We start from the raw sequence: 18,821 nt of genomic DNA, 5'->3' as shown, positions 1-18,821 counted from the left end.
TTTAACTAACGCTCAGCGAGTCGACGCGGTCAGCTCATCGGGGCCGCATACACCGGTGGTATGCGATGCACTGTGTTCGGCACCGGGTATCTGGGAGCCACCCATGCGGTCGGGATGGCGCAACTGGGCCACGACGTCGTGGGGGTCGACATCGATCCGGGTAAGGTCGCCAAGCTCGCCGGCGGCGACATCCCCTTCTACGAGCCCGGCTTGCGCAAGCTGCTGACCGAGAACCTCGCCGCGGGGCGGCTGCGGTTCACCACCGACTACGACCTGGCCGCCGACTTCGCCGACGTGCATTTCCTGGGCGTGGGTACGCCGCAGAAGAAAGGCGAGTACGGCGCCGACCTGTGTCACGTCCACGCCGTCATCGACGAACTGGTGCCGCGGCTGACCAGGCCGTCGGTGCTCATCGGTAAATCGACGGTACCGGTGGGCACCGCGGCCGAGCTGAGCCGACGAGCCGCGGCGCTTGCGCCCAGCGGGGTGGACGTGGAGATCGCATGGAACCCGGAGTTCCTGCGCGAGGGCTATGCCGTGCACGATACCTTGCACCCGGACCGGATCGTGCTTGGCGTGCAAGATGATTCGACCCGTGCCGAACCTGCTGTCCACGAAATGTACGCCCCGCTGCTCGCCGCCGGGATCCCGTTCCTGGTGACCGATTTGCAGACCGCGGAGCTGGTCAAGGTGTCGGCCAATGCCTTTCTGGCGACCAAGATCTCGTTCATCAACGCCATCTCCGAGGTCTGCGAGGCTGCGGGCGCCGACGTCAGTCTGCTGTCCGACGCGTTGGGCTACGACCCGCGGATCGGGCGCCAGTTCCTCAACGCCGGACTGGGTTTCGGCGGCGGCTGCCTGCCCAAGGACATCCGCGCGTTCATGGCACGCGCCGGAGAGTTGGGCGCCGACCAGGCTTTGACGTTCCTGCGCGAGGTGGACAGCATCAACATGCGGCGCCGCACCCGCATGGTGGAACTGGCCAGCACCGCCTGCGGCGGCTCGTTGCTGGGCGCCAACATCGCCGTCCTCGGGGCGGCGTTCAAACCCGAATCCGACGACGTGCGCGATTCGCCCGCGCTCAACGTCGCCGGCCAGCTGCAGCTCAACGGGGCCGCGGTCAACGTCTACGACCCCAAGGCGCTGGACAATGCGCAGCGGTTGTTCCCGACGCTCAATTACGCGGTGTCGGTCGAAGAGGCCTGTGAGCGTGCCGACGCCGTGCTGGTGCTGACCGAGTGGCGCCAATTCATCGACCTGGACCCCGACGACCTGGCCGACCGGGTGCGCGCGCGGGTCGTCGTCGACGGCCGTAGCTGCCTGGACGTCGCCCGCTGGGAGCGGGCGGGGTGGCGGGTCTTCCGGCTGGGGGCGCGGCGGCCTTAGCTGCCGCGCGTGCCGGCCGCGGCGGCGGCCAGCAGCTCGGTGAGTTCGTCGGCGTAGGCGAGGTGACGCCGCAGTCGCGCGGCGCTGTCGCGGGTCTGCTCCTCACACCGCGTGAGGACGGCGCGAGAACGCTCGCGTTGGGCGCCGGTGGCACCGGCGGAATCGGGGCCAGCGCGGAGCGCGTCCAGCGCGTCGAGCAGCCGTTTCATCTCCGCCAGGGAGAACCCGAGCGGCTTCATCCGGCGGATCACCAACAGCCGCTGCACGTCGGCTTCGGTGTAGAGCCGAAATCCGCCCACCGACCGCGCCGACGGCTCGACCAGCCCGACGTCGTGGTAATGGCGCACGGTGCGCACCGACAGCTCGGTGCGCACCGCCACCTCGCCGATCTGCATCATGTCAGTCCGCGGCCGCGATCAGCGGCTCCAGCACCAGGTCTGGGTTGTTGCGCAGGAGGGTCTCCATCCACCATTTGTCCGAGAACAGCGCCAGCAGCGCGCCGTCGGTGCGGGTCAGCACCTCGACGCCGCGTTGGGCCTGCAGGAACTGGGCGTCCTCCGGGCGGGTGCGGCGCGCGACGGTGTAGTTCAGGTGCTCGAGCTGGATCGGCGCGCTCAGCTCGCCTCCCATGCGGTGGCTGGCCACCTCGAACTGCATGGGGCCGACGGCGGCCAGCACCGGTGCCTGGTCACCGCGCAGATCCGAGCGCAGCACCTGGACCACGCCCTCCTGCTCGAGCTGGGCGATCCCGCGCCGAAACTGCTTGTGCTTGCTGGTGTCGGAGCCCCGGGCTACGGCGAAGTGTTCGGGGGAGAAGCTCGGGATCGCCGGATACTCCACCGGCTCGTCGACGTAGAGCGTGTCACCGGGCCGCAGAGCGGTCGCGTTGACCAGGCCGATCACGTCGCCGGGATAGGCGGTGTCGAGGCTGGTGCGCTGTTGCCCGAACACCGACTGCGCGTACTTGGTGGTGAACGGCCGCCCGCTGGCGGCATGGGTGATGACGTCACCTCGGCGGAAGGCACCCGAGCACACCCGGGCGAAGGCGACCCGGTCGCGGTGGGCCGAGTCCATGCCCGCCTGCACCTTGAACACGAGGGCGCTGAACGGCGCGTCGACGGCGCGCTGACGCCCGGTGACGTCGACCGGGGCCTGCGGGGCGGGGGCGTGCTCGATGAGGCCGTCCAGCAGCTGGCTCACCCCGAAGTTGAGGATCGCCGAGGTGAACAGCACCGGCGTGGTCCGTCCCGCCAGAAAGGTCTCCCGGTCGAAGTCGGCGCCGTCGGCCGACAGCAGTGCGCATTCCTCCTGCGCGGTGTCGAAGTCGGCCCCGGTCAGCTCACGCGCACGGTGGGCGCCCATCCGTTCCTCCGGCGCGAGTGTCGCCCCGCCGGCGGTGCGGGTGAACCGCACGAATTCACCGGTGGCGCGGTCGATGACGCCGTGGAAGTTCCCCGCGATCCCGACCGGCCAGGTCAGCGGTGTCGGACGCAGACCGATCCGGCGCTCGATCTCGTCGAGCAACTCCAGGGCGTCCCGGCCGGGGCGGTCCCACTTGTTGATCACCGTGATGATCGGGATGCCCCGGTGGCGGCACACCTGGAACAGTTTCAGAGTCTGCGGTTCCAGGCCCTTGGCCGCGTCGATCAGCATCACCGCGCAGTCCACGGCCGACAGCACGCGGTAGGTGTCCTCGGAGAAGTCGGCGTGCCCGGGGGTGTCGACCAGGTTGACCACACAGTCGGCGCCGCCGCGGTGGTGGTAGGCGAACTGCAGCGCGGTCGACGAGATGGAGATGCCGCGCGCCTTCTCCATGTCCATCCAGTCCGACACGGTCGATTTGCGTCCCGCCTTGCCGTGGACGGCGCCGGCTTCGGAGATCACCCGCGCGTGCAGCATCACCGCCTCGGTGAGCGTGGACTTGCCGGCGTCGGGGTGGCTGATGACCGCGAACGTGCGTCGTCGAAGCGCCTCTCCAGCGATCTCCGAGGCGCTCGGCGACGCCGAGTCGGGGGCGGCCATCGGCACTCCTTGATCGTGTGGCGCCTGCGCGGCACCGCTGCCGGGCCACCTTACATGACTCTTACCTCAAGGTAGAGTTGCGTGGGTCGCGAGACGCGGGACCGCACCCGGGGATGCGCCACTGTCTTCTCGGCGAGGGGGAGTTCGTGCATCCCCGGCAGGGTAGCCTGGCCGGCGTGGACTACGCCGCCGCATTCCTCGACGAAAACCGCGTCTTCGCCGAGCTGTTCGGTGGCGGCCGGGATGCCGACGACGTGACGCCGGTGCCGACCTGCCCAGGTTGGACGCTCAAGCAGCTTTTTCGCCATGTCGGGCGGGGTCAGCTCTGGGCGGCCCACATCGTCCGGGACAAGCTCGACCATGCTCTCGACTTCCGCGATGTCGAGGGCGGCAAGCCGCCGCCGGATTCCGCCGACGCGATCTCGTGGCTGCAGGACGGTGCCCGGCGCCTGATCGACGCGGTGGAGCGGACCGGTGCGGACACACCGGTGTGGACATTCCTCGGGCCGCGCCCGGCGAATTGGTGGGTCCGGCGCTGGCTGCACGAGATCGCCGTGCATCGGGCCGACGCGGCCATCGCCGTCGACAGTGAGTTCACGCTGGCGCCGGAGATCGCGGCCGACGGCATCACCGAATACCTGGAGCGCGTGGTGGTCAGAGCCGGCGGGGACGGCGCGCAGCTGCCGCTCGCGGACGGCCAGACCCTGCACCTGCACGCCACCGACGCCGGCCTGGGCGAGGCCGGCGAGTGGACCATCGCCGTCGAGGACGGCCGGATCGGCTGGTGCCACGAGCACGGCAAGGGCACCGCGGCCCTGCGGGGCGGCGCCACCGAGCTGTTGCTGGCGTTGGTGCGTCGGGCGCCGCTGTCCGAGACGGGCATCGGGCTGTTCGGCGACGACACCGTGTGGCAGAACTGGCTGGACCGGACCCCCTTCTAGCAACGACGGGCTTCCGGCAACGGGGCGCGCCGCACACGGTACTTTGCACCCATGACCACATCGGAGATCGCCACCGTTCTGGCGTGGCATGACGCCCTCAACGCCTCCGACGTCGACACCCTGGTCGCGTTGTCCAGCGACGACATCGACATCGGCGACGCCCACGGGGCCGCCCAGGGCCACGAGGCGCTGCGCAACTGGGTCGCGTCCCGCCGTGAGACGGCCGAGGTCGGCCGGATGTACGTGCACGACGGCGTCGTGGTCGTCGAGCAGAAGATCGACGATCCCGACGAACCCGGCGCAGGCGCAGTCGCCGCCTCGGCGTTCCGGGTGGTCCACGATCACGTCACCTCGGTGTTCCGCCACCACGACCTGGCGTCGGCGCTGGTGGCCACCGAACTCACCGAGTCCGACCTCGTCCAGTAGGAGACACGCATGCGGGGAATCATCCTGGCCGGGGGATCCGGCACGCGCCTGCACCCGATCACCCAGGGGATCAGCAAGCAGTTGCTGCCGGTGTACGACAAACCGATGATCTATTACCCGCTGTCCACGCTGATGATGGCCGGGATCCGCGACATCCTGGTGATCACCACCCCGCATGACGCGGCGGGCTTTCAGCGGCTCCTGGGCGACGGCGCGCAGTTCGGCATCAACCTGCGCTACGTGACCCAGGAGCGCCCCGACGGCCTGGCGCAGGCCTTCGTCCTGGGCGCCGACCACATCGGCAACGATTCGGTGGCACTGGTGCTGGGCGACAACATCTTCTACGGGCCGGGGTTGGGTACCAGCCTGAGCCGGTTCCAATCTCTGGATGGCGGAGCGATTTTCGCGTACTGGGTGGCCAACCCGTCGGCCTATGGTGTCGTCGAGTTCAGCGCCGACGGCACGGCGCTGTCGCTGGAGGAGAAGCCCGCCACGCCGAAGTCGCAGTACGCGGTCCCCGGTTTGTACTTCTACGACAACGACGTGATCGAGATCGCCAAGGGGCTCGAGAAGTCCGACCGCGGCGAGTACGAGATCACCGGGGTCAACCAGATCTACCTGAACCGGGGCCGGCTCAAGGTCGAGGTGCTTGCCCGCGGGACGGCGTGGTTGGACACCGGCACCTTCGACTCGTTGCTGGACGCCAGCGACTACGTCCGCACGCTGGAACGGCGCCAAGGTCTCAAGGTCAGCGTCCCCGAGGAGATCTCCTGGGCGCAGGGGTGGATCAGCGACGACGAGCTGGCCGCGCGTGCGCGCACCCTGGTCAAGTCCGGCTATGGCGGCTACCTGCTGGAACTGTTGGAACAGCGGCGCTGACGCCCGAGGGTTTTGCCAGCACCGCGGCGACCGCCGTCGTCAACGGCACCGACAGCGCCAGCGCGATGCCGCCCACCGCGGCCCGGGCCACCTCGATGGCCACACTCTCGCTCATCAGCACATCACCGAGCGAGCGGTTCGCCACGCTGAACAGCAGCAGCAGCGGCAGCGAGGTCCCGGCGTAGGCCAGCATCAGCGTGTACACGGTGCTGGCGATGTGGTCGCGGCCCACCCGGATCGCACCCAGGAAGATGGCGCGTCGCGAACTCTGGCCGCCCAGATTCGCCAGCTCGAACACGGTCGAGGCCTGCGTCACGGTCACGTCGTTGAGCACTCCGAGGGACCCGATGATGAACCCCGCCAGCAGCAGCCCGCTGATCGACACATGGCCCAGGTAGGCGGCGACCTGAGCGTTCTGCTCGTCTGAAAGCCCGGTGAGATGTGCCAAATCGATTGCCGCCCAGGATAATGCCGCCGCCAGCAGCAGCGAGGACAGGGTGCCCAGCAGTGCGGCGCTGGTCCGCAGGCTCACCCCGTGCGCCAGGTAGATCACCACGTAGAGGATCGCTGCCGAGGCCACCAGCGCCACGGGCACCGCGGGTGCGCCGTCGCGCAGCGCCGGCAGCAGGAACACCACCAGGACAGCGAACGCGACCACGATGCCGACCAGGGCGAGCAGGCCCCGCCAGCGGGCCACTGCGACGATCACCACCGCGAACACGAGCGCGAGCGCGACCAGCGGCCAGCCCCGCTCGAAGTCGTAGAACGCATAGCTGGTCGCGCCCCGGTCGTCGACCTGGCGGATCAGCCGGACCTGATCGCCGGGCGCCAGCCGGGGCTGATCAGGCCCAGGGGAGGCTTCGAGCACGGTGTCGGCACCGGCGTTGGGTCCGGAATCGATTGCCACCAGGGTTGACGCACACTGCCCGGCGCCCGGGATGCCGGTCAGCGGCGCAGTGGTGAGCACCTGACCGGCCGAAGGGCTGCCGCAGGCGCCCAGCGCGCTGGACAGCACATGTCCGCGCTCGGTGGTCACCGCGCCGCCGGACGCGTTGCCCAACGGCATCGGGATGTCGACGTGCTGGCGGCTCGGCCAGAGTAAGACCGCACCGGCGAGCACGGCCACCCCGATGCCGACCAGCAGCCCGACCACGATCTTGGCCGGCAGCGGGCCCAGCGGCGACGGGCCGCGCGACACGTCGTGTGAGTGGTGGTGCGGGTGTACGTGCGTCACCCGCACCACGTTAGAGCGGTCTACCTCCGGTAGCCGACCAGGAAGTTACCCAGACGCTCGATTGCCGCCGCCAGGTCGCGGGCCCACGGCAGCGTCACGATGCGCAGGTGATCCGGTGCCGGCCAGTTGAATCCGGTGCCCTGGGTGACCAGGATCTTTTCCTGCAGCAGCAGGTCGAGGACCAGCTGCTCGTCGTCTTCGATGTCGTAGATTTCCGGGTCGAGGCGCGGGAACGCGTACAGCGCGCCCTGCGGCTTCACGCAGGACACGCCGGGGATCTGGTTGAGCTTCTCCCAGGCGAGGTCGCGCTGTTCGAGCAGCCGGCCGCCGGGCAGCACCAAGTCCTCGATGCTCTGGTGGCCGCCGAGGGCGACCTGGATGCCGTGCTGGGCGGGCACGTTGGGACACAGCCGCATGTTGGCCAGCAGGCTGATGCCCTCGATGAAGCTGCCGGCATGGTCCTTGGGCCCGGTGATCGCCAGCCAGCCGGCCCGGTAGCCCGCGACCCGATACGCCTTGGACAGGCCGTTGAACGTCAGGCACAGCATGTCGGGTGCCAGCGCGGCCACGCTGATGTGCTCGGCGTCGTCGTAGAGGATCTTGTCGTAGATCTCGTCGGCGAGCAGCAGCAGCTGGTGACGGCGCGCCAGGTCGACCATCTGGGTCAGGACCTCACGGCTGTACACCGCGCCCGTCGGGTTGTTCGGGTTGATCACGACCAGCGCTTTGGTGCGCTCGGTGATCTTGGACTCCAGGTCGGCGAGGTCGGGCTGCCAGCCCTGGGTCTCGTCGCACAGATAGTGCACGGGCGTGCCGCCGGCCAGGGAGGTCGACGCCGTCCACAGCGGGTAGTCCGGCGACGGGATCAACACCTGGTCGCCGTTGTCGAGCAGGGCCTGCAGCGTCATCGTGATCAGCTCAGAGACGCCGTTGCCCAGGTAGACATCGTCGACGTCGAACCGGGGGAACCCCTCGACCAGCTCGTAGCGGGTGACCACCGCACGCCGGGCCGGCAGGATGCCCTGGGAGTCGGAGTAGCCCTGGGCGTACGGCAGCGCCTGGATCATGTCGCGCACGATGACGTCGGGCGCCTCGAACCCGAACGGCGCCGGGTTGCCGATGTTGAGCTTGAGGATGCGGTGCCCTTCGGCCTCCAGCCGCGCGGCGTGCTGGTGTATCGGGCCGCGGATCTCGTACAGGACGTCCTGCAGCTTCGACGACTGCGCGAGCACCCGTTGCCGGTGATGACCGGTAGTTTGCACAGGCAGTTGGTGAGTTGTCACCTCACCATGGTGCCACCACTGTCCACCGATATTGTGCTGACCGGCGTCGATCGGGTGGTCACCGCTTCCCGGGCGGCCGGGCACCGCGGGCGATGCCCAACCCCTTGACGGGCGGTGCGGAGGTTTCCGGCTCGTTCCCGGGCTTGGCCTCGGGCTTGTTCTGGGGATTGTTCTCGACGCTGTCCGGCGCTTTCTCCTGTGCCTGTGCCTGTGCCTGTGCCTGTGTTGCGGGCGCGGCCTTCTTCGCGCCGGGCCGCTTGGCGCCGGCGGCAATTCCCAGGCCCTTGACGGGCGCGGCGGGGGCCTGCGACTCGGCTTCGGCTTTGTCCTCGGCGCTGTCCGGTGCCTTCTCCGGTGCCTGTGCCTGTGCCTGTGCCTGTGTTGCGGGCACGGCCTTCTTGGCGCCGGGCCGCTTGGCGCCGCCGGCGATGCCCAGGCCCTTGGCGGGGGCGGCCTTGGCGGGGGCGGCCTTGGCGGGCTCCTCGGCTGTGGCCGTCGCCTCCGCGGGTGCGGCAGGCGCGGCGGCGGCCTCGGCCTTGGGTACGGGCTTCGGCTTGGGCTTGGGTTCGGCCTTCTCCGCGGCTTCGGCGGCCGCGCCCTTCGCCGGCAGCGTGGCCTTGTCGTACTCGAGCGACGCGAGCAGGATCTGCGCGACGTCCATCACCTCGACGCCCTCGCGGCCGGCCTCCTCCTGCCGGTCGTTGACGCCGTCGGTGACCATCACCCGGCAGAACGGGCAGGCGGTGGCGACGGTCGCGGCCCCGGTGGCCAGGGCCTCGTCGACGCGTTCGTGGTTGATCCGCTTGCCGATGTGCTCTTCCATCCACATCCGCGCGCCGCCCGCGCCGCAGCAGAAGCTGCGCTCGGCGTGCCGCGGCATCTCGGTGAGCGTGGCCCCGGCGGCCCCGATCAGCTCGCGCGGGGCCTCGTACACCTTGTTGTGCCGACCCAGATAGCAGGGGTCGTGGTAGGTGATGTCCTGGGACACCGGGCTGACCGGGACCAGCTTGTTGTCGCGGATGAGCCGGTTGAGCAGCTGGGTGTGGTGCAGCACCGAGTAGTTGGCGCCGAGTTGGCGGTACTCGCGACCCAGGGTGTTGAAGCAGTGCGGGCAGGTGACGACGATCTTGCGGTCGACGGTCTCCACCCCCTCGAACACCCCGTCCAAGGTCTCGACGGCCTGCTGGGCGAGCTGCTGGAACAGGAACTCGTTGCCCGAGCGGCGCGCGGAGTCGCCGTTGCAGGACTCTCCGGCGCCCAGCACCAGGTACTTCACCCCGGCGACCGCCAGCAGTTCGGCGACGGCCTTGGTGGTCTTCTTGGCCCTGTCGTCGTAGGCGCCGGCGCAGCCCACCCAGAACAGGTACTCGTAGCCGTCGAAGCTCTCCACGTCCCGGCCGTAGACGGGAACATCGAAGTCGACCTCGTCGATCCAGTTGGTGCGGTCCGACGCGTTCTGCCCCCACGGGTTGCCCTTGTTCTCCAGGTTCTTGAAGAGCATCGACAGCTCGGAGGGAAACTCCGACTCCATCATCACCTGGTAGCGGCGCATATCAATGATGTGATCGACGTGCTCGATGTCGACCGGGCACTGCTCGACACAGGCCCCGCAGCTCACGCAGGACCACAGCACGTCGGGATCGATCACGCCACCCTGCTCGGCGGTGCCGACCAGCGGACGTGCCGCCTGCTCGGGGCCGTGGCCGGGTACCCGGCCGAACCCGGACTCGGGCACATGGTGGCCCTGTTCGTGAGTCGATTCGAGGTCGAGTCCCTCGAGTGGCTGCGCCTGCTTCTCGCCCAGGATGTAGGGCGCCTTGGCCATCCAGTGGTCGCGTAAATCCATGATGACGAGCTTGGGCGACAGCGGCTTGCCGGTGTTCCAGGCTGGGCACTGCGACTGGCAACGGCCGCATTCGGTGCAGGTCGCGAAGTCCAGCATCGCCTTCCAGCTGAAGTCCTCGATCTTGCCGCGGCCGAACCGTGCGTCGTCGGGCGGGTTCTCGAAGTCGATCGGCCTGCCGTCGGCCTCGATCGGCAGCAGCGGGCCCAGCCCGTCGGGCAACCGCTTGAAGATCACGTTGATCGGCGCCGTGAAAATATGCAGGTGCTTGGAGTGCAACACGATGACCAGGAAAGCCAGCATGACCGCGATGTGCGCCAGCAGCGCCGCCGTCTCGATGATCTCGTTGGCCGGTTGGCCGAGCGGACGCAGGATCGCGCCGGACAGCTGCGACAGGAACGCGCCCTTGTCGTAGGGCAGGGTGCCGTTGTTCACCGCCGACCCGCGGACCAGCACGTAGGTCCAGATGACGTTGAAGATCATGAACAGGACCAGCCACGCCCCGCCATTGTGCGAGCCGTAGAACCGTGAGCTGCGCCCGATCTCGCGTGGGTTGCGGACGGTGCGGATGATCGCGAAGGTCGTGATGCCGAGGAAGACGGCGGTGGCGAAAAAGTCCTGCAGGAAGCCCAGCGCGTCCCAGCGCCCGATGATCGGGATGTGGAAGTTGGCCTGGAACAGGAATCCGTAGGCCTCGATGTAGACCGTGAGCAGGATGAAAAATCCCCACATGGTGAAAAAGTGCGCCAGGCCGGGGATCGACCATTTCAGCAGGCGGCGCTGCCCGAAGACCTCGGAGATCTCCGTCCAGACCCGTCGGCCGGGGTCGTCGGTGTGTCCGGGGGCCGGCTGTCCGGAGGTGGTGAGCTTGAACAGCCACCAGACCCGCCGGGCGGCCAGTGCGAACACGACCAGAGTCATGCCCATGCCCACTGTCAGTCTGATGAGCATCTGCGTGGTCACAGAAGGTCTCCCCAATGCATCGTTGATTCAGCCTGCTCGATTTGCCTGCTTAGCCCTGCTCATAGTGGCATCCCCGGGGCTTTCGACGCGAGAAAGGGTGCCCTAACTTTGCCTCCGACGGTGCCCCTGGCCTGCGGTTGCGGCCGTCCCGGGGCGGATTCGCCGGAACGCGGCGGTCACTGTCCGTCGATGGCGGCGGCGTTGGCGCCAGACGTCGGCTCGAGGCTGGGCGTCGCCTGATCACTCGTGGGCGCGCGCGGTGTCGTCGTGATCGCCTGCTCTGTCGTGCTCGGCGCGGTCGCCGTGGTGCCGGTGGTCGTGGGGGCTTGGGTCGCGGTCGTGGTTGCTGTGGTTACCGGTGCCGACGTGGTGGTGGTCGGTGCCGTGGTGGTCGGTGCGCTGGTGCTCGGTGCCGTAGTGGTGGTCGGCGCGCTGGTGCTCGGTGCGGCAGCGGTGGTGGTGGTCGGCGCGGTGGACGGGGACGGCGGCGGGATGACCGACACGGTGGGGCTGTTGTTCGGCCCGGTCACGGTCACGGTCTGCGGCGTCGGTGTCGGCGTCGGCGGGCCTGGCCGACCCGGTTTGTCGCGGCCCAGTGTGAGCGCGAGCAGCACGGCGAGCAGAACGGCGGCTCCCGCGCCAGCCAGGCTCAACACCAGCGCGCTGCGCTTGTACCACGGCAGCGGCGCATCTTGGCCGGCGTCGTCGGCCCGGGGCTCGCGCCCGTAACCGCCGGTGTACTCGGGACCGGTGTAGGGGACCACGTCTTCCTCGTTGTCCTCCTCGTCGGCGTCTTGGGACCAGGCCACCGGTTGGTAGTCGTCCGGGTTGCCGGCGACAGCCCCCGCGGCTCGGGTCATGTCATCGGGCGCGGCGCCGACCATCTCGGTGGGGTTCTCGACGACCGGGCCGGCCGCGGTCGGGACTGCCGCCGGCGCCCGCTGCTCGCCGAGCAGCGCCGCGCCGATCGCGGCGCTGTATCCGGGCTTCGGTGCGACCAGGACCGGCAACCCCAGCCGCCCCGACAGCCGCGTCGTGATCAACGGAATCTCGGCGCCGCCCCCGACGACCGCCACGGCGGCCACCCGGGACCGGGCAATCCCGTTGCGTTGCAACGCTTCTGCGACGGTGTCGAGGAAACTGTCCAGCGGTTCGGAGATGAGCTGCTCGAGGTCGGCACGGGTCAGCCGGGCCTGGTCGCCGGATGCCGCGGGGACTCCGGGGACGGTGGCCGCGGCGGCCGTCGACAGTTGTTCCTTGGCATACCGGCACTGGCCGAGCAGTCGGGTCAGCGATCCCATCGCCATCGTCGCGTCGCCCTCGGGTGCGGCCCTCCGCACCTGACCGAGGATGAGCCGGTCGATCCCGTCGCCGGAGAAGTCGGTGTAGTGCAGCGACGGCGCGAGCTGCCGGAAGTCCGATCCCGCATCGCTGAGCGTGACGCTGGTGCCGCCGGCGCCGAAGTCGCAGACGACCACGACCCCGGCGGTCGGCAGCCCAGGCCCGACCCGCAGGGCCGCGAGCGCCGTCGTGGCGTCGGAGAGCAGCAGCGGGGGCACGCCGCGGGACGCCAGGTCGGGCTGGGCGAAGAACTCCTCGCGCAGCGCGTTGACCTGGGCCTGCGACCAGTACGCCGGCACCGCGACCGTGATCGGGGTTCCCGAGCCGACCGTGCGGGCCATCGCCTCGATCGCCTCGACGGTCAACACCTCGCCGAGGTATTTCGTCCCGTCGGCCGCCACCAGCGGAGCCCGGTCGCCGACCCGTTCGACGAAGCCCCGCAGCACCAGCCCGGGCTCGGTGAGGTTCGGGTTCTCCTGCGGCACGCCGACCTCGGTTGCCCGGCGCTCGTAGAGCGTCACCACGGCGCTGCGGCGCACCGGAGCCCCGCCCGGGTGGGCTGCGACCAGGTTGGCCACCCCGATCGACAACCCCAGCGACTCGCTCATCTGGCACCCCTGCGTCCGTTGTCAGCCGCCCGCCGCGGATTGCAGCGAGTCTAAGGGTGTGGGCGGTCCATGGCCCCGGTGACGCGGCGGTGTGCCTCAGGGCAGGCCGGGCGGCAGCGTGATCACCGTCGGCACCTCCGGGATGGTGATCTCCGACGGCAGGTGCGGCAGGTGATGATGTCGCGGCGGGGCGCTCTGGCGCGTCGGCTGCGGGGCGGGATGCTGCGCTGGTGGTGGCGCCGGCGCGGCCGAGCTGCCGGTGGTCGTGGTGGTCGTGGTGGTCGTCGTGGTCGTGGGTGAGGGGGTGCTGGTCGTGCTGGTCGACGGGGCGTTGCCACTGCCCTGGTCGCCGTCGATCAATTCGACGATGCCGAAGACGATCAGCCCGATCAGGATCAGGACGAGTACCACCCAACCCGCCAGGAGCGCGGGCCTGCGGTACCAGAGGGCCGGCTCTTCTGCCTGGTCGAAAGTGTCGGAGGCCGACGGTGGGCCCTGCGGCGGGTGTGCGCCCGAACCCCACGTGGCATGCTCGGTCGGTTCGTTGTGAAAATCGTCGGGTGGACCGTAGGGTGCCACGGCTCCGATGCTACGGGCGCCGGGAACGTTGCCGTCGCCGCCGTCCGGACGAACCGCTGCTCAGAACGTGTCGACCTGCTCGACGCTGACGAACATGCCGTGGCCGGTTTTGTCGTTGGTGAAGCGGGTGCCCTCGGGGGTGGCACTGATCGTCCAGCCCTGCGCCTCGTAGGTCTTGTAATCGATCGCGACGGTCGGGATGGCGCCCAGATTGCCCAGCACCCACTGCACGGCGCCACCCGCGGTGATGCTGACGCCGTTGGCGTGCTCGCCGTCCTTGAGTGGGGAGTCGGTGAACGGCGCCTCGCAGCCCACGGTGTCCTTGTTGATCTGGCACCGCGTCTGGCCGGACTTGGTTTCGATGAACACGTAACCGTTGTCGTCGGGGCGCAGCGGGATGGCGCCGGACGGCGTGGTCGGCCCGGTGGGAGCCGGCGGAGCGGTGGCCGACGGTGCCGGGCCCGGCGTGGGAAAGCGTGGTTCCACGGGCCCCGCACCCGGCGCGGCGACCGGTCTGCCCTCGATGCTGGAACTGCAGCCGGAGATCGGCAGGGCGCTCACCAGCACGGGTGAGAGCAGCAGCGAACCACCGGCCAGACCCCACCGTGCCTTCTGCCACAACCCCACGAGCTGCTCCTGAACCTGTCAAATACCGGATTCAGATTATTCACCGAAGTTGTGCGGGCTCCTGCGGTGACGCGCCCGCGGATGCCGGCGAATCGGCCACGATCGATGACAGGTCTGATGTCATCATCGGAGAGTGGGGTTACCGCAGTCGACACCTCCGCCCCGGCACGTGGGAATCGTGCTGGCCGCCGGAGCGGGGCGGCGGTACGGCAAGCCGAAGGTCCTGGTCGAGGGCTGGCTGGCCATCGCGGTCGGCGCACTGCGCGACGGGGGCTGCACCGACGTCGTCCTGGTGCTCGGCGCCGCCGCGGTGCCGACCCCTGCCGGGGTCACCGCGATCACGGCGTCGCGCTGGCGCGAGGGGCTGAGCGCGTCGGTGCGCGCGGGTCTGGCCGCGGCAGACCGCATGAGCGCCGACTACGCGGTGCTGCACGTCGTGGACACCCCCGACGTCGGACCCGCCGTGGTGGCGCGGGTGCTCGGGCGCGTGGCCGGCTCGGAAAGCGGCCTGGTGCGCGCGGTCTTCGGCGGCAGGCCGGGGCATCCGGTGGTGCTCGCGCGCCGGCACTGGCCCGCGGTGCTGGCCCGGCTGGCCGGGGACCAGGGCGCGGGGGCCTACCTGCGCGACAGGCCCGACGTCGATAACGTCGAGTGTGGCGACCTCGCCGGCGGCGAGGACATCGACGATCCGGCGTAGCGGGCGTCCGCCGGGCCGGGGTGTAACTTGGTAAGGCAAGGCTTAACTATTGTCAGGATGTGTCAGTGCGAAATCGGACGCGTAGCGGGGCGCGCCAATCCACTTCAGCGAGCGTGCTCGCCGAAGTGGCGCCGGGTCGACGGGCAACCGTAGTCGGCATGGTCTCGGACGCGAGGCCCGCCGTGGCGCAGCGTCTGGTGCAGCTGGGTTTTCGGCCCGCAGCTCACGTCGACGTGATCCGTCGCGCGCCGCTGGGGGACCCGACCATCTACCGGGTCCAGGACACCGAGCTGTGCCTGCGCAGCCGCGAAGCGCGGCTCATCGAAGTCGTTCCGGAAGCCGCTCGATGACCTCGTGCCACGACCACGGCGGCGCCGCGGTCACCGTCACCGGCGCCCCGCGGGTGGCCCTGGTCGGCAGTCCCAACGCCGGCAAGACCAGTGTGTTCAACCACCTGACCGGATTGCGCGCCAAGACCGCCAACTACCCGGGCGTGACCGTGGGGCGCAGCGTCGGCACCGCCACCACCGTGGATGGCCTCACGATCGCGGTGGAGGACCTGCCCGGCACCTACAGCCTCGAACCGATCAGCCCCGACGAGCAAGTGGTGGCCGAGACCTTGGCCGGCGGTTTCGCCGGCACGGGCCGACCGGATGCGATCGTGCTCGTTGCCGACGTCACCACCCTGCGCCGCTCGATCATGCTGGTGGCGCAGGTGCTGCGGCTCGACCTGCCGTGTCTGCTGGTGTTGACCATGGGCGACGAATTGACCGCCCGGGGTGGCCGGATCGACGTCGACGCGTTGTCGGCGGCGCTGGGAATCCCGGTGGTCGCGGTCGTCGGGCACCGCGGCTCGGGCATCGATGCGCTGCGCGCCCGGCTCGCGTCCTTGGACCGGTGGCCGCGGCCGGCGGTGATGCCCCCGGTCGACCACGATGCCGTCGACGCCTGGGGAAAATCGGTGCTACAGGCCGCGGATTACCTTGCGCCGCAACCTGATCGACGCACCTCCGGGATCGACGCGGTGGTTCTGCACCCGCTGTGGGGTGTCGTCATCTTCTTCGCGGTGATGTTCGGCTTCTTCCAGATCGTCTTCGCCGCCGGCGCGCCGCTGCAGGACTGGGTCAGCCAGGGCTTCAGCTGGCTGGGCGAGCAGGTGACCGGCCGCACCGGAAACAACGTGGTGGGCCGGCTGGTGAGCCAGGGGCTGATCGGCGGCGTGGGCACCGTGCTGCAGTTCATCCCGCAGATCATGTTGCTGTTCATGCTCATCGCGGTGCTGGAGAACGTCGGTTACATGTCGCGAGCCGCGTTCCTCATGGACAAGGTGATGGCCAGGACCGGCCTGGAGGGCCGCGCGTTCGTGGCGATGCTGTCGTCGTTCGCGTGCGCGATCCCGGGGATCATGGCCACTCGCACCCTGCCCTCGTCGCGGGACCGCATCGCCACGATCATCAGCGCACCGCTGATGACCTGCTCGGCGCGGCTGCCGGTGTTCACCTTGCTGGTCGGCATGCTGATCGCGCCGCAAACACGCTGGTGGGGCCTCAACGCGCAGGGCGCCACCATGTTCGTGCTGTATCTGGCCGGCGGCACCTCGGCGCTGCTGGCCGCCTGGCTGTTCAAGTCGACCATCCTGCGCAGCGATCTGCTGCCGTTCACGATGGAGCTGCCGCCCTACCGCTTTCCCTCGGCGAAGACGGCCCTCGTCGCGATGTGGAGCGCGGCAAAGCTGTTCCTGCGCAAGGCCGGGACCATCATCCTGGGCACGTCGTTGCTCCTGTGGGTGCTGCTCAATCTGCCGGCGCGGGAGGACGAGACCGCGCAGATGTCGCCGCCGCAGGCTGCCGCCTACGTGATCGACCACAGCTATGCCGCCGATCTGGGCAAGGCGGTGGCGCCGGTGTTCGCGCCGCTGGGTTTTGACTGGCGCACCAATATCGCGCTGCTCGGCTCCCTTTCGGCGCGCGAGGTGTTCGTCTCCACACTCGGGCAGGTGGCAGCGGCCACCAATCCCGACGACCCGCGCGAGGCGCTGGCCACCATGACCGACGATGCCGGCCACCGGGTGTTCACCGCGCCGACCGTGATCGCGCTGCTGGCGTACTTCGTCTACGCGCTGCAGTGCATGTCCACCGTCGCGGTCATGCGCCGCGAGACCAACTCCTGGCGCTGGCCCGCTGTCGCATTCTCCTACATGTTCGTCCTGGCCTGGACGATGGCGTTCACCGCACGCGCGATCGCGATAGGCCTGGGCGCGTGATCCCGATGCATGCCACGGCCACCGCCAACCCGCAGCGGCTGCGCTGGGTGGTCCCGCCCGACCGGCTGCCGCCTCGCGGCACGGTGCGGCAGGCCCCGGGTCGGCTCGGTGGGCTGCTCGAAGCCGGGGTGATCGAGGAGCTCACGGTGCGCCCGGCCGACATCGTGATCACGCTGGGCCCGGCCCACAGCTGGCGTGAGTGGGGCGACGGCGTCCGCGCCGCGCTCGGCGAGGCACTGGCCGACCGGGCCGGCTGGCGGGTCGAATGTTCGCCGGATTCCACCGCCGAGCTGGCCGGCGTGGTCCGGGAGTTGCTCACCGGGCCCATCGGTGCGCTTGCGCGTTCGCACGGCGGGACGATCGAGCTGGTGTCGGTGGACGGACTGGACGTGACCGTGCGCATGTCGGGCGCCTGCCGCGGGTGCGCGGCCGCGGGGGTCACGCTGCACGACAAGCTCGAGGGCGAGCTGCGCCGACGGGTCGACGAGCGGGTCACGGTTTACGGCGAGAAGCGTTCTGGTCCAGCGTTATTCGGGAAAAAACTGCTTTCGTTATGGGTTCGATAGGAACGCGACGATACCCCTCGATGCTGCTGCCCCGCCGAAAAGACCTGTCGGCCTGCGCCTATGACGGCAAGCGGTAGGGCGCCGAGTTTCGTGCTCTACGATGTCCGATGTGGATGTCTACGACGCGGTGCAGTCGCGGCAGTCGATCCACGGCTTCACCGATCACCCGGTGGACACGGACGTTCTTGCGAGAGTCTTGACCGCCGCGGCACGCGCTCCATCGGGAGGCAACCTGCAGCCTTGGCACATCTACGTGGTTTCCGGCGCTCGGCTCGCTGAGCTGAAGCGGCGAATCGCAGAGCGGGTTGCGAGTGGGGATCAGGGCGACCCGTTGGAATTCGCGATGTATCCGAATCCGTTGGAAGCGCCCTATCGGGAACGCCTGGCAGATCTCGGGGAACGCAAATATGGCGCCTTGGGCATCGCGCGTGATGATCACGCCGCGCGCGCCAGGGCGCGCGCCGAGAATTGGAACTGCTACGGTGCCACGACGGCATTGTTTTGCTATCTGGACCGCGATATGCCGCCGCCGCAATGGGCCGACGCAGGAATCTACCTGCAGACCGTGATGCTCTTGCTGCGGTCAGAAGGGCTGCACAGCTGTCCGCAGATCGCGTGGGCGGAATATCATCGCACCGTTGCCGAGGTCATCGCACCACCATCGCAACGTATTTTGTTCTGCGGCATGTCGATTGGATTTGTCGATCCGTCGGTGCCGCGGCCGCGGACACCTCGAGCTCCGCTGTCGGAGACTGTCACCTTTTTGCAGTAAGCGCCTCACAGCGAGTTGCCTGCCGATGGGTAGTCGGCACGGGGTGGCGCAGAGCTGCCACCCGATGCCGGTGCCGGTCGAAAAAAGCCGACCTCCACTCCGCGAATATCGCACTGACCCACTGCATCCGCGACCACCGACGGCTCCCTCTCGGATCTACTCGGGCAGAACGTATTTGAGCCGCTTCGTGAAGCCGGCCGCGGCAGTTGGCGGCGCTACGACGTTCCGTCCGTCCCGGGGGTGCCGCCGAAGAGGCCGGCGGTGCCGCCGGTGCCCCCGGTGCCACCGTTGACACCGTCATTGCCGCCATTGCCGCCGTTGCCGTAGAGCGCCGCTTCGGACATCCCGTTCATGGTCACCCCGGCGTTGCCGCCGTTGCCGCCGTTGGCGG

General features: G+C 69.3%; 16 protein-coding genes and 1 pseudogene. 9 read left to right on the top strand and 8 right to left on the bottom strand.

The genetic code is table 11. The annotated features are described in order from the left end of the window. The first annotated feature begins 60 nt into the window (after positions 1 to 60). Positions 61 to 1,386: a UDP-glucose dehydrogenase family protein gene (locus ACOJVU_RS15140; RefSeq protein WP_421530526.1), complete on the top strand. Its 1,326-nt coding sequence runs from the start codon at positions 61 to 63 to the stop codon at positions 1,384 to 1,386. On the opposite strand, the gene ACOJVU_RS15135 is transcribed toward ACOJVU_RS15140, so the two are convergent. Both ACOJVU_RS15135 and ACOJVU_RS15130 read right to left on the bottom strand, forming a co-directional pair. After that, on the bottom strand, positions 1,383 to 1,781 hold the full coding sequence (locus ACOJVU_RS15135) for a MerR family transcriptional regulator (RefSeq protein WP_421530525.1): 399 nt from the start codon (positions 1,779 to 1,781) through the stop codon (positions 1,383 to 1,385). The two genes, ACOJVU_RS15140 and ACOJVU_RS15135, sit on opposite strands and share 4 nt — an antisense overlap. 4 nt (positions 1,782 to 1,785) lie before the next feature. Next, complete coding sequence (locus ACOJVU_RS15130; protein WP_421530524.1) at positions 1,786 to 3,408, bottom strand: peptide chain release factor 3; 1,623 nt, start codon at positions 3,406 to 3,408, stop codon at positions 1,786 to 1,788. 176 nt (positions 3,409 to 3,584) lie between these two features. Between ACOJVU_RS15130 and ACOJVU_RS15125 the strand changes: the two genes are divergently transcribed. From ACOJVU_RS15125 to rfbA, 3 genes are read left to right on the top strand one after another with little or no spacing between them, the layout of a single operon-like run. Further along, positions 3,585 to 4,349, top strand: a complete 765-nt coding sequence (locus ACOJVU_RS15125; protein ID WP_421530539.1) for a maleylpyruvate isomerase family mycothiol-dependent enzyme — start codon at positions 3,585 to 3,587, stop codon at positions 4,347 to 4,349. A gap of 51 nt (positions 4,350 to 4,400) precedes the next feature. Next, complete coding sequence (locus tag ACOJVU_RS15120) at positions 4,401 to 4,775, top strand: nuclear transport factor 2 family protein (RefSeq protein ID WP_421530523.1); 375 nt, start codon at positions 4,401 to 4,403, stop codon at positions 4,773 to 4,775. 9 nt (positions 4,776 to 4,784) lie between these two features. Further along, the gene (gene rfbA, locus ACOJVU_RS15115; RefSeq protein WP_421530522.1) at positions 4,785 to 5,654 is read left to right on the top strand and encodes a glucose-1-phosphate thymidylyltransferase RfbA; all 870 of its coding nucleotides are present in this window, start codon (positions 4,785 to 4,787) and stop codon (positions 5,652 to 5,654) included. On the opposite strand, the gene ACOJVU_RS15110 is transcribed toward rfbA, so the two are convergent. From ACOJVU_RS15110 to ACOJVU_RS15085, 6 genes and pseudogenes are all read right to left on the bottom strand, one after another. Further along, a complete protein-coding gene (locus tag ACOJVU_RS15110; RefSeq protein ID WP_421530521.1) occupies positions 5,602 to 6,897 on the bottom strand; it encodes a YibE/F family protein in 1,296 nt (431 codons plus the stop codon). The two genes, rfbA and ACOJVU_RS15110, sit on opposite strands and share 53 nt — an antisense overlap. Positions 6,898 to 6,908: 11 nt before the next feature. Further along, positions 6,909 to 8,197 (bottom strand): annotated as a pseudogene (locus ACOJVU_RS15105) (pyridoxal phosphate-dependent aminotransferase). A gap of 32 nt (positions 8,198 to 8,229) precedes the next feature. After that, on the bottom strand, positions 8,230 to 10,977 hold the full coding sequence (locus ACOJVU_RS15100) for a heterodisulfide reductase-related iron-sulfur binding cluster (RefSeq protein WP_421530520.1): 2,748 nt from the start codon (positions 10,975 to 10,977) through the stop codon (positions 8,230 to 8,232). Between the two features lie 176 nt (positions 10,978 to 11,153). After that, a complete protein-coding gene (locus ACOJVU_RS15095; RefSeq protein ID WP_421530519.1) occupies positions 11,154 to 12,926 on the bottom strand; it encodes an Hsp70 family protein in 1,773 nt (590 codons plus the stop codon). A 96-nt stretch (positions 12,927 to 13,022) separates the two neighbouring features. Continuing rightward, positions 13,023 to 13,505, bottom strand: coding sequence for a hypothetical protein (locus ACOJVU_RS15090; protein ID WP_421530518.1), 483 nt, complete (start codon positions 13,503 to 13,505; stop codon positions 13,023 to 13,025). 60 nt (positions 13,506 to 13,565) lie between these two features. Beyond that, positions 13,566 to 14,102: a hypothetical protein gene (locus ACOJVU_RS15085; RefSeq protein ID WP_421530538.1), complete on the bottom strand. Its 537-nt coding sequence runs from the start codon at positions 14,100 to 14,102 to the stop codon at positions 13,566 to 13,568. A 163-nt stretch (positions 14,103 to 14,265) separates the two neighbouring features. Between ACOJVU_RS15085 and ACOJVU_RS15080 the strand changes: the two genes are divergently transcribed. The 5 genes from ACOJVU_RS15080 to ACOJVU_RS15060 all read left to right on the top strand — a co-directional run bounded on the left by ACOJVU_RS15080 (position 14,266) and on the right by ACOJVU_RS15060 (position 18,430). Then, positions 14,266 to 14,829, top strand: a complete 564-nt coding sequence (locus tag ACOJVU_RS15080) for a nucleotidyltransferase family protein (RefSeq protein ID WP_421530517.1) — start codon at positions 14,266 to 14,268, stop codon at positions 14,827 to 14,829. Positions 14,830 to 14,987: 158 nt separating this feature from the next. Next, complete coding sequence (locus tag ACOJVU_RS15075) at positions 14,988 to 15,179, top strand: FeoA family protein (RefSeq protein ID WP_421530516.1); 192 nt, start codon at positions 14,988 to 14,990, stop codon at positions 15,177 to 15,179. Then, positions 15,176 to 17,092, top strand: coding sequence for a ferrous iron transporter B (feoB, locus tag ACOJVU_RS15070; protein ID WP_421530515.1), 1,917 nt, complete (start codon positions 15,176 to 15,178; stop codon positions 17,090 to 17,092). The genes ACOJVU_RS15075 and feoB overlap by 4 nt, the downstream gene beginning before the upstream one ends. Positions 17,093 to 17,097: 5 nt before the next feature. After that, the gene (locus ACOJVU_RS15065) at positions 17,098 to 17,658 is read left to right on the top strand and encodes a NifU family protein (RefSeq protein WP_421530537.1); all 561 of its coding nucleotides are present in this window, start codon (positions 17,098 to 17,100) and stop codon (positions 17,656 to 17,658) included. Positions 17,659 to 17,767: 109 nt separating this feature from the next. Then, complete coding sequence (locus ACOJVU_RS15060; protein ID WP_421530514.1) at positions 17,768 to 18,430, top strand: nitroreductase; 663 nt, start codon at positions 17,768 to 17,770, stop codon at positions 18,428 to 18,430. Positions 18,431 to 18,821 lie beyond the last annotated feature (391 nt).

This window comes from Mycobacterium sp. THU-M104, assembly GCF_049197365.1.
GTDB lineage: Bacteria > Actinomycetota > Actinomycetes > Mycobacteriales > Mycobacteriaceae > Mycobacterium.
This window is presented reverse-complemented; position numbering and strand designations above follow the sequence as displayed.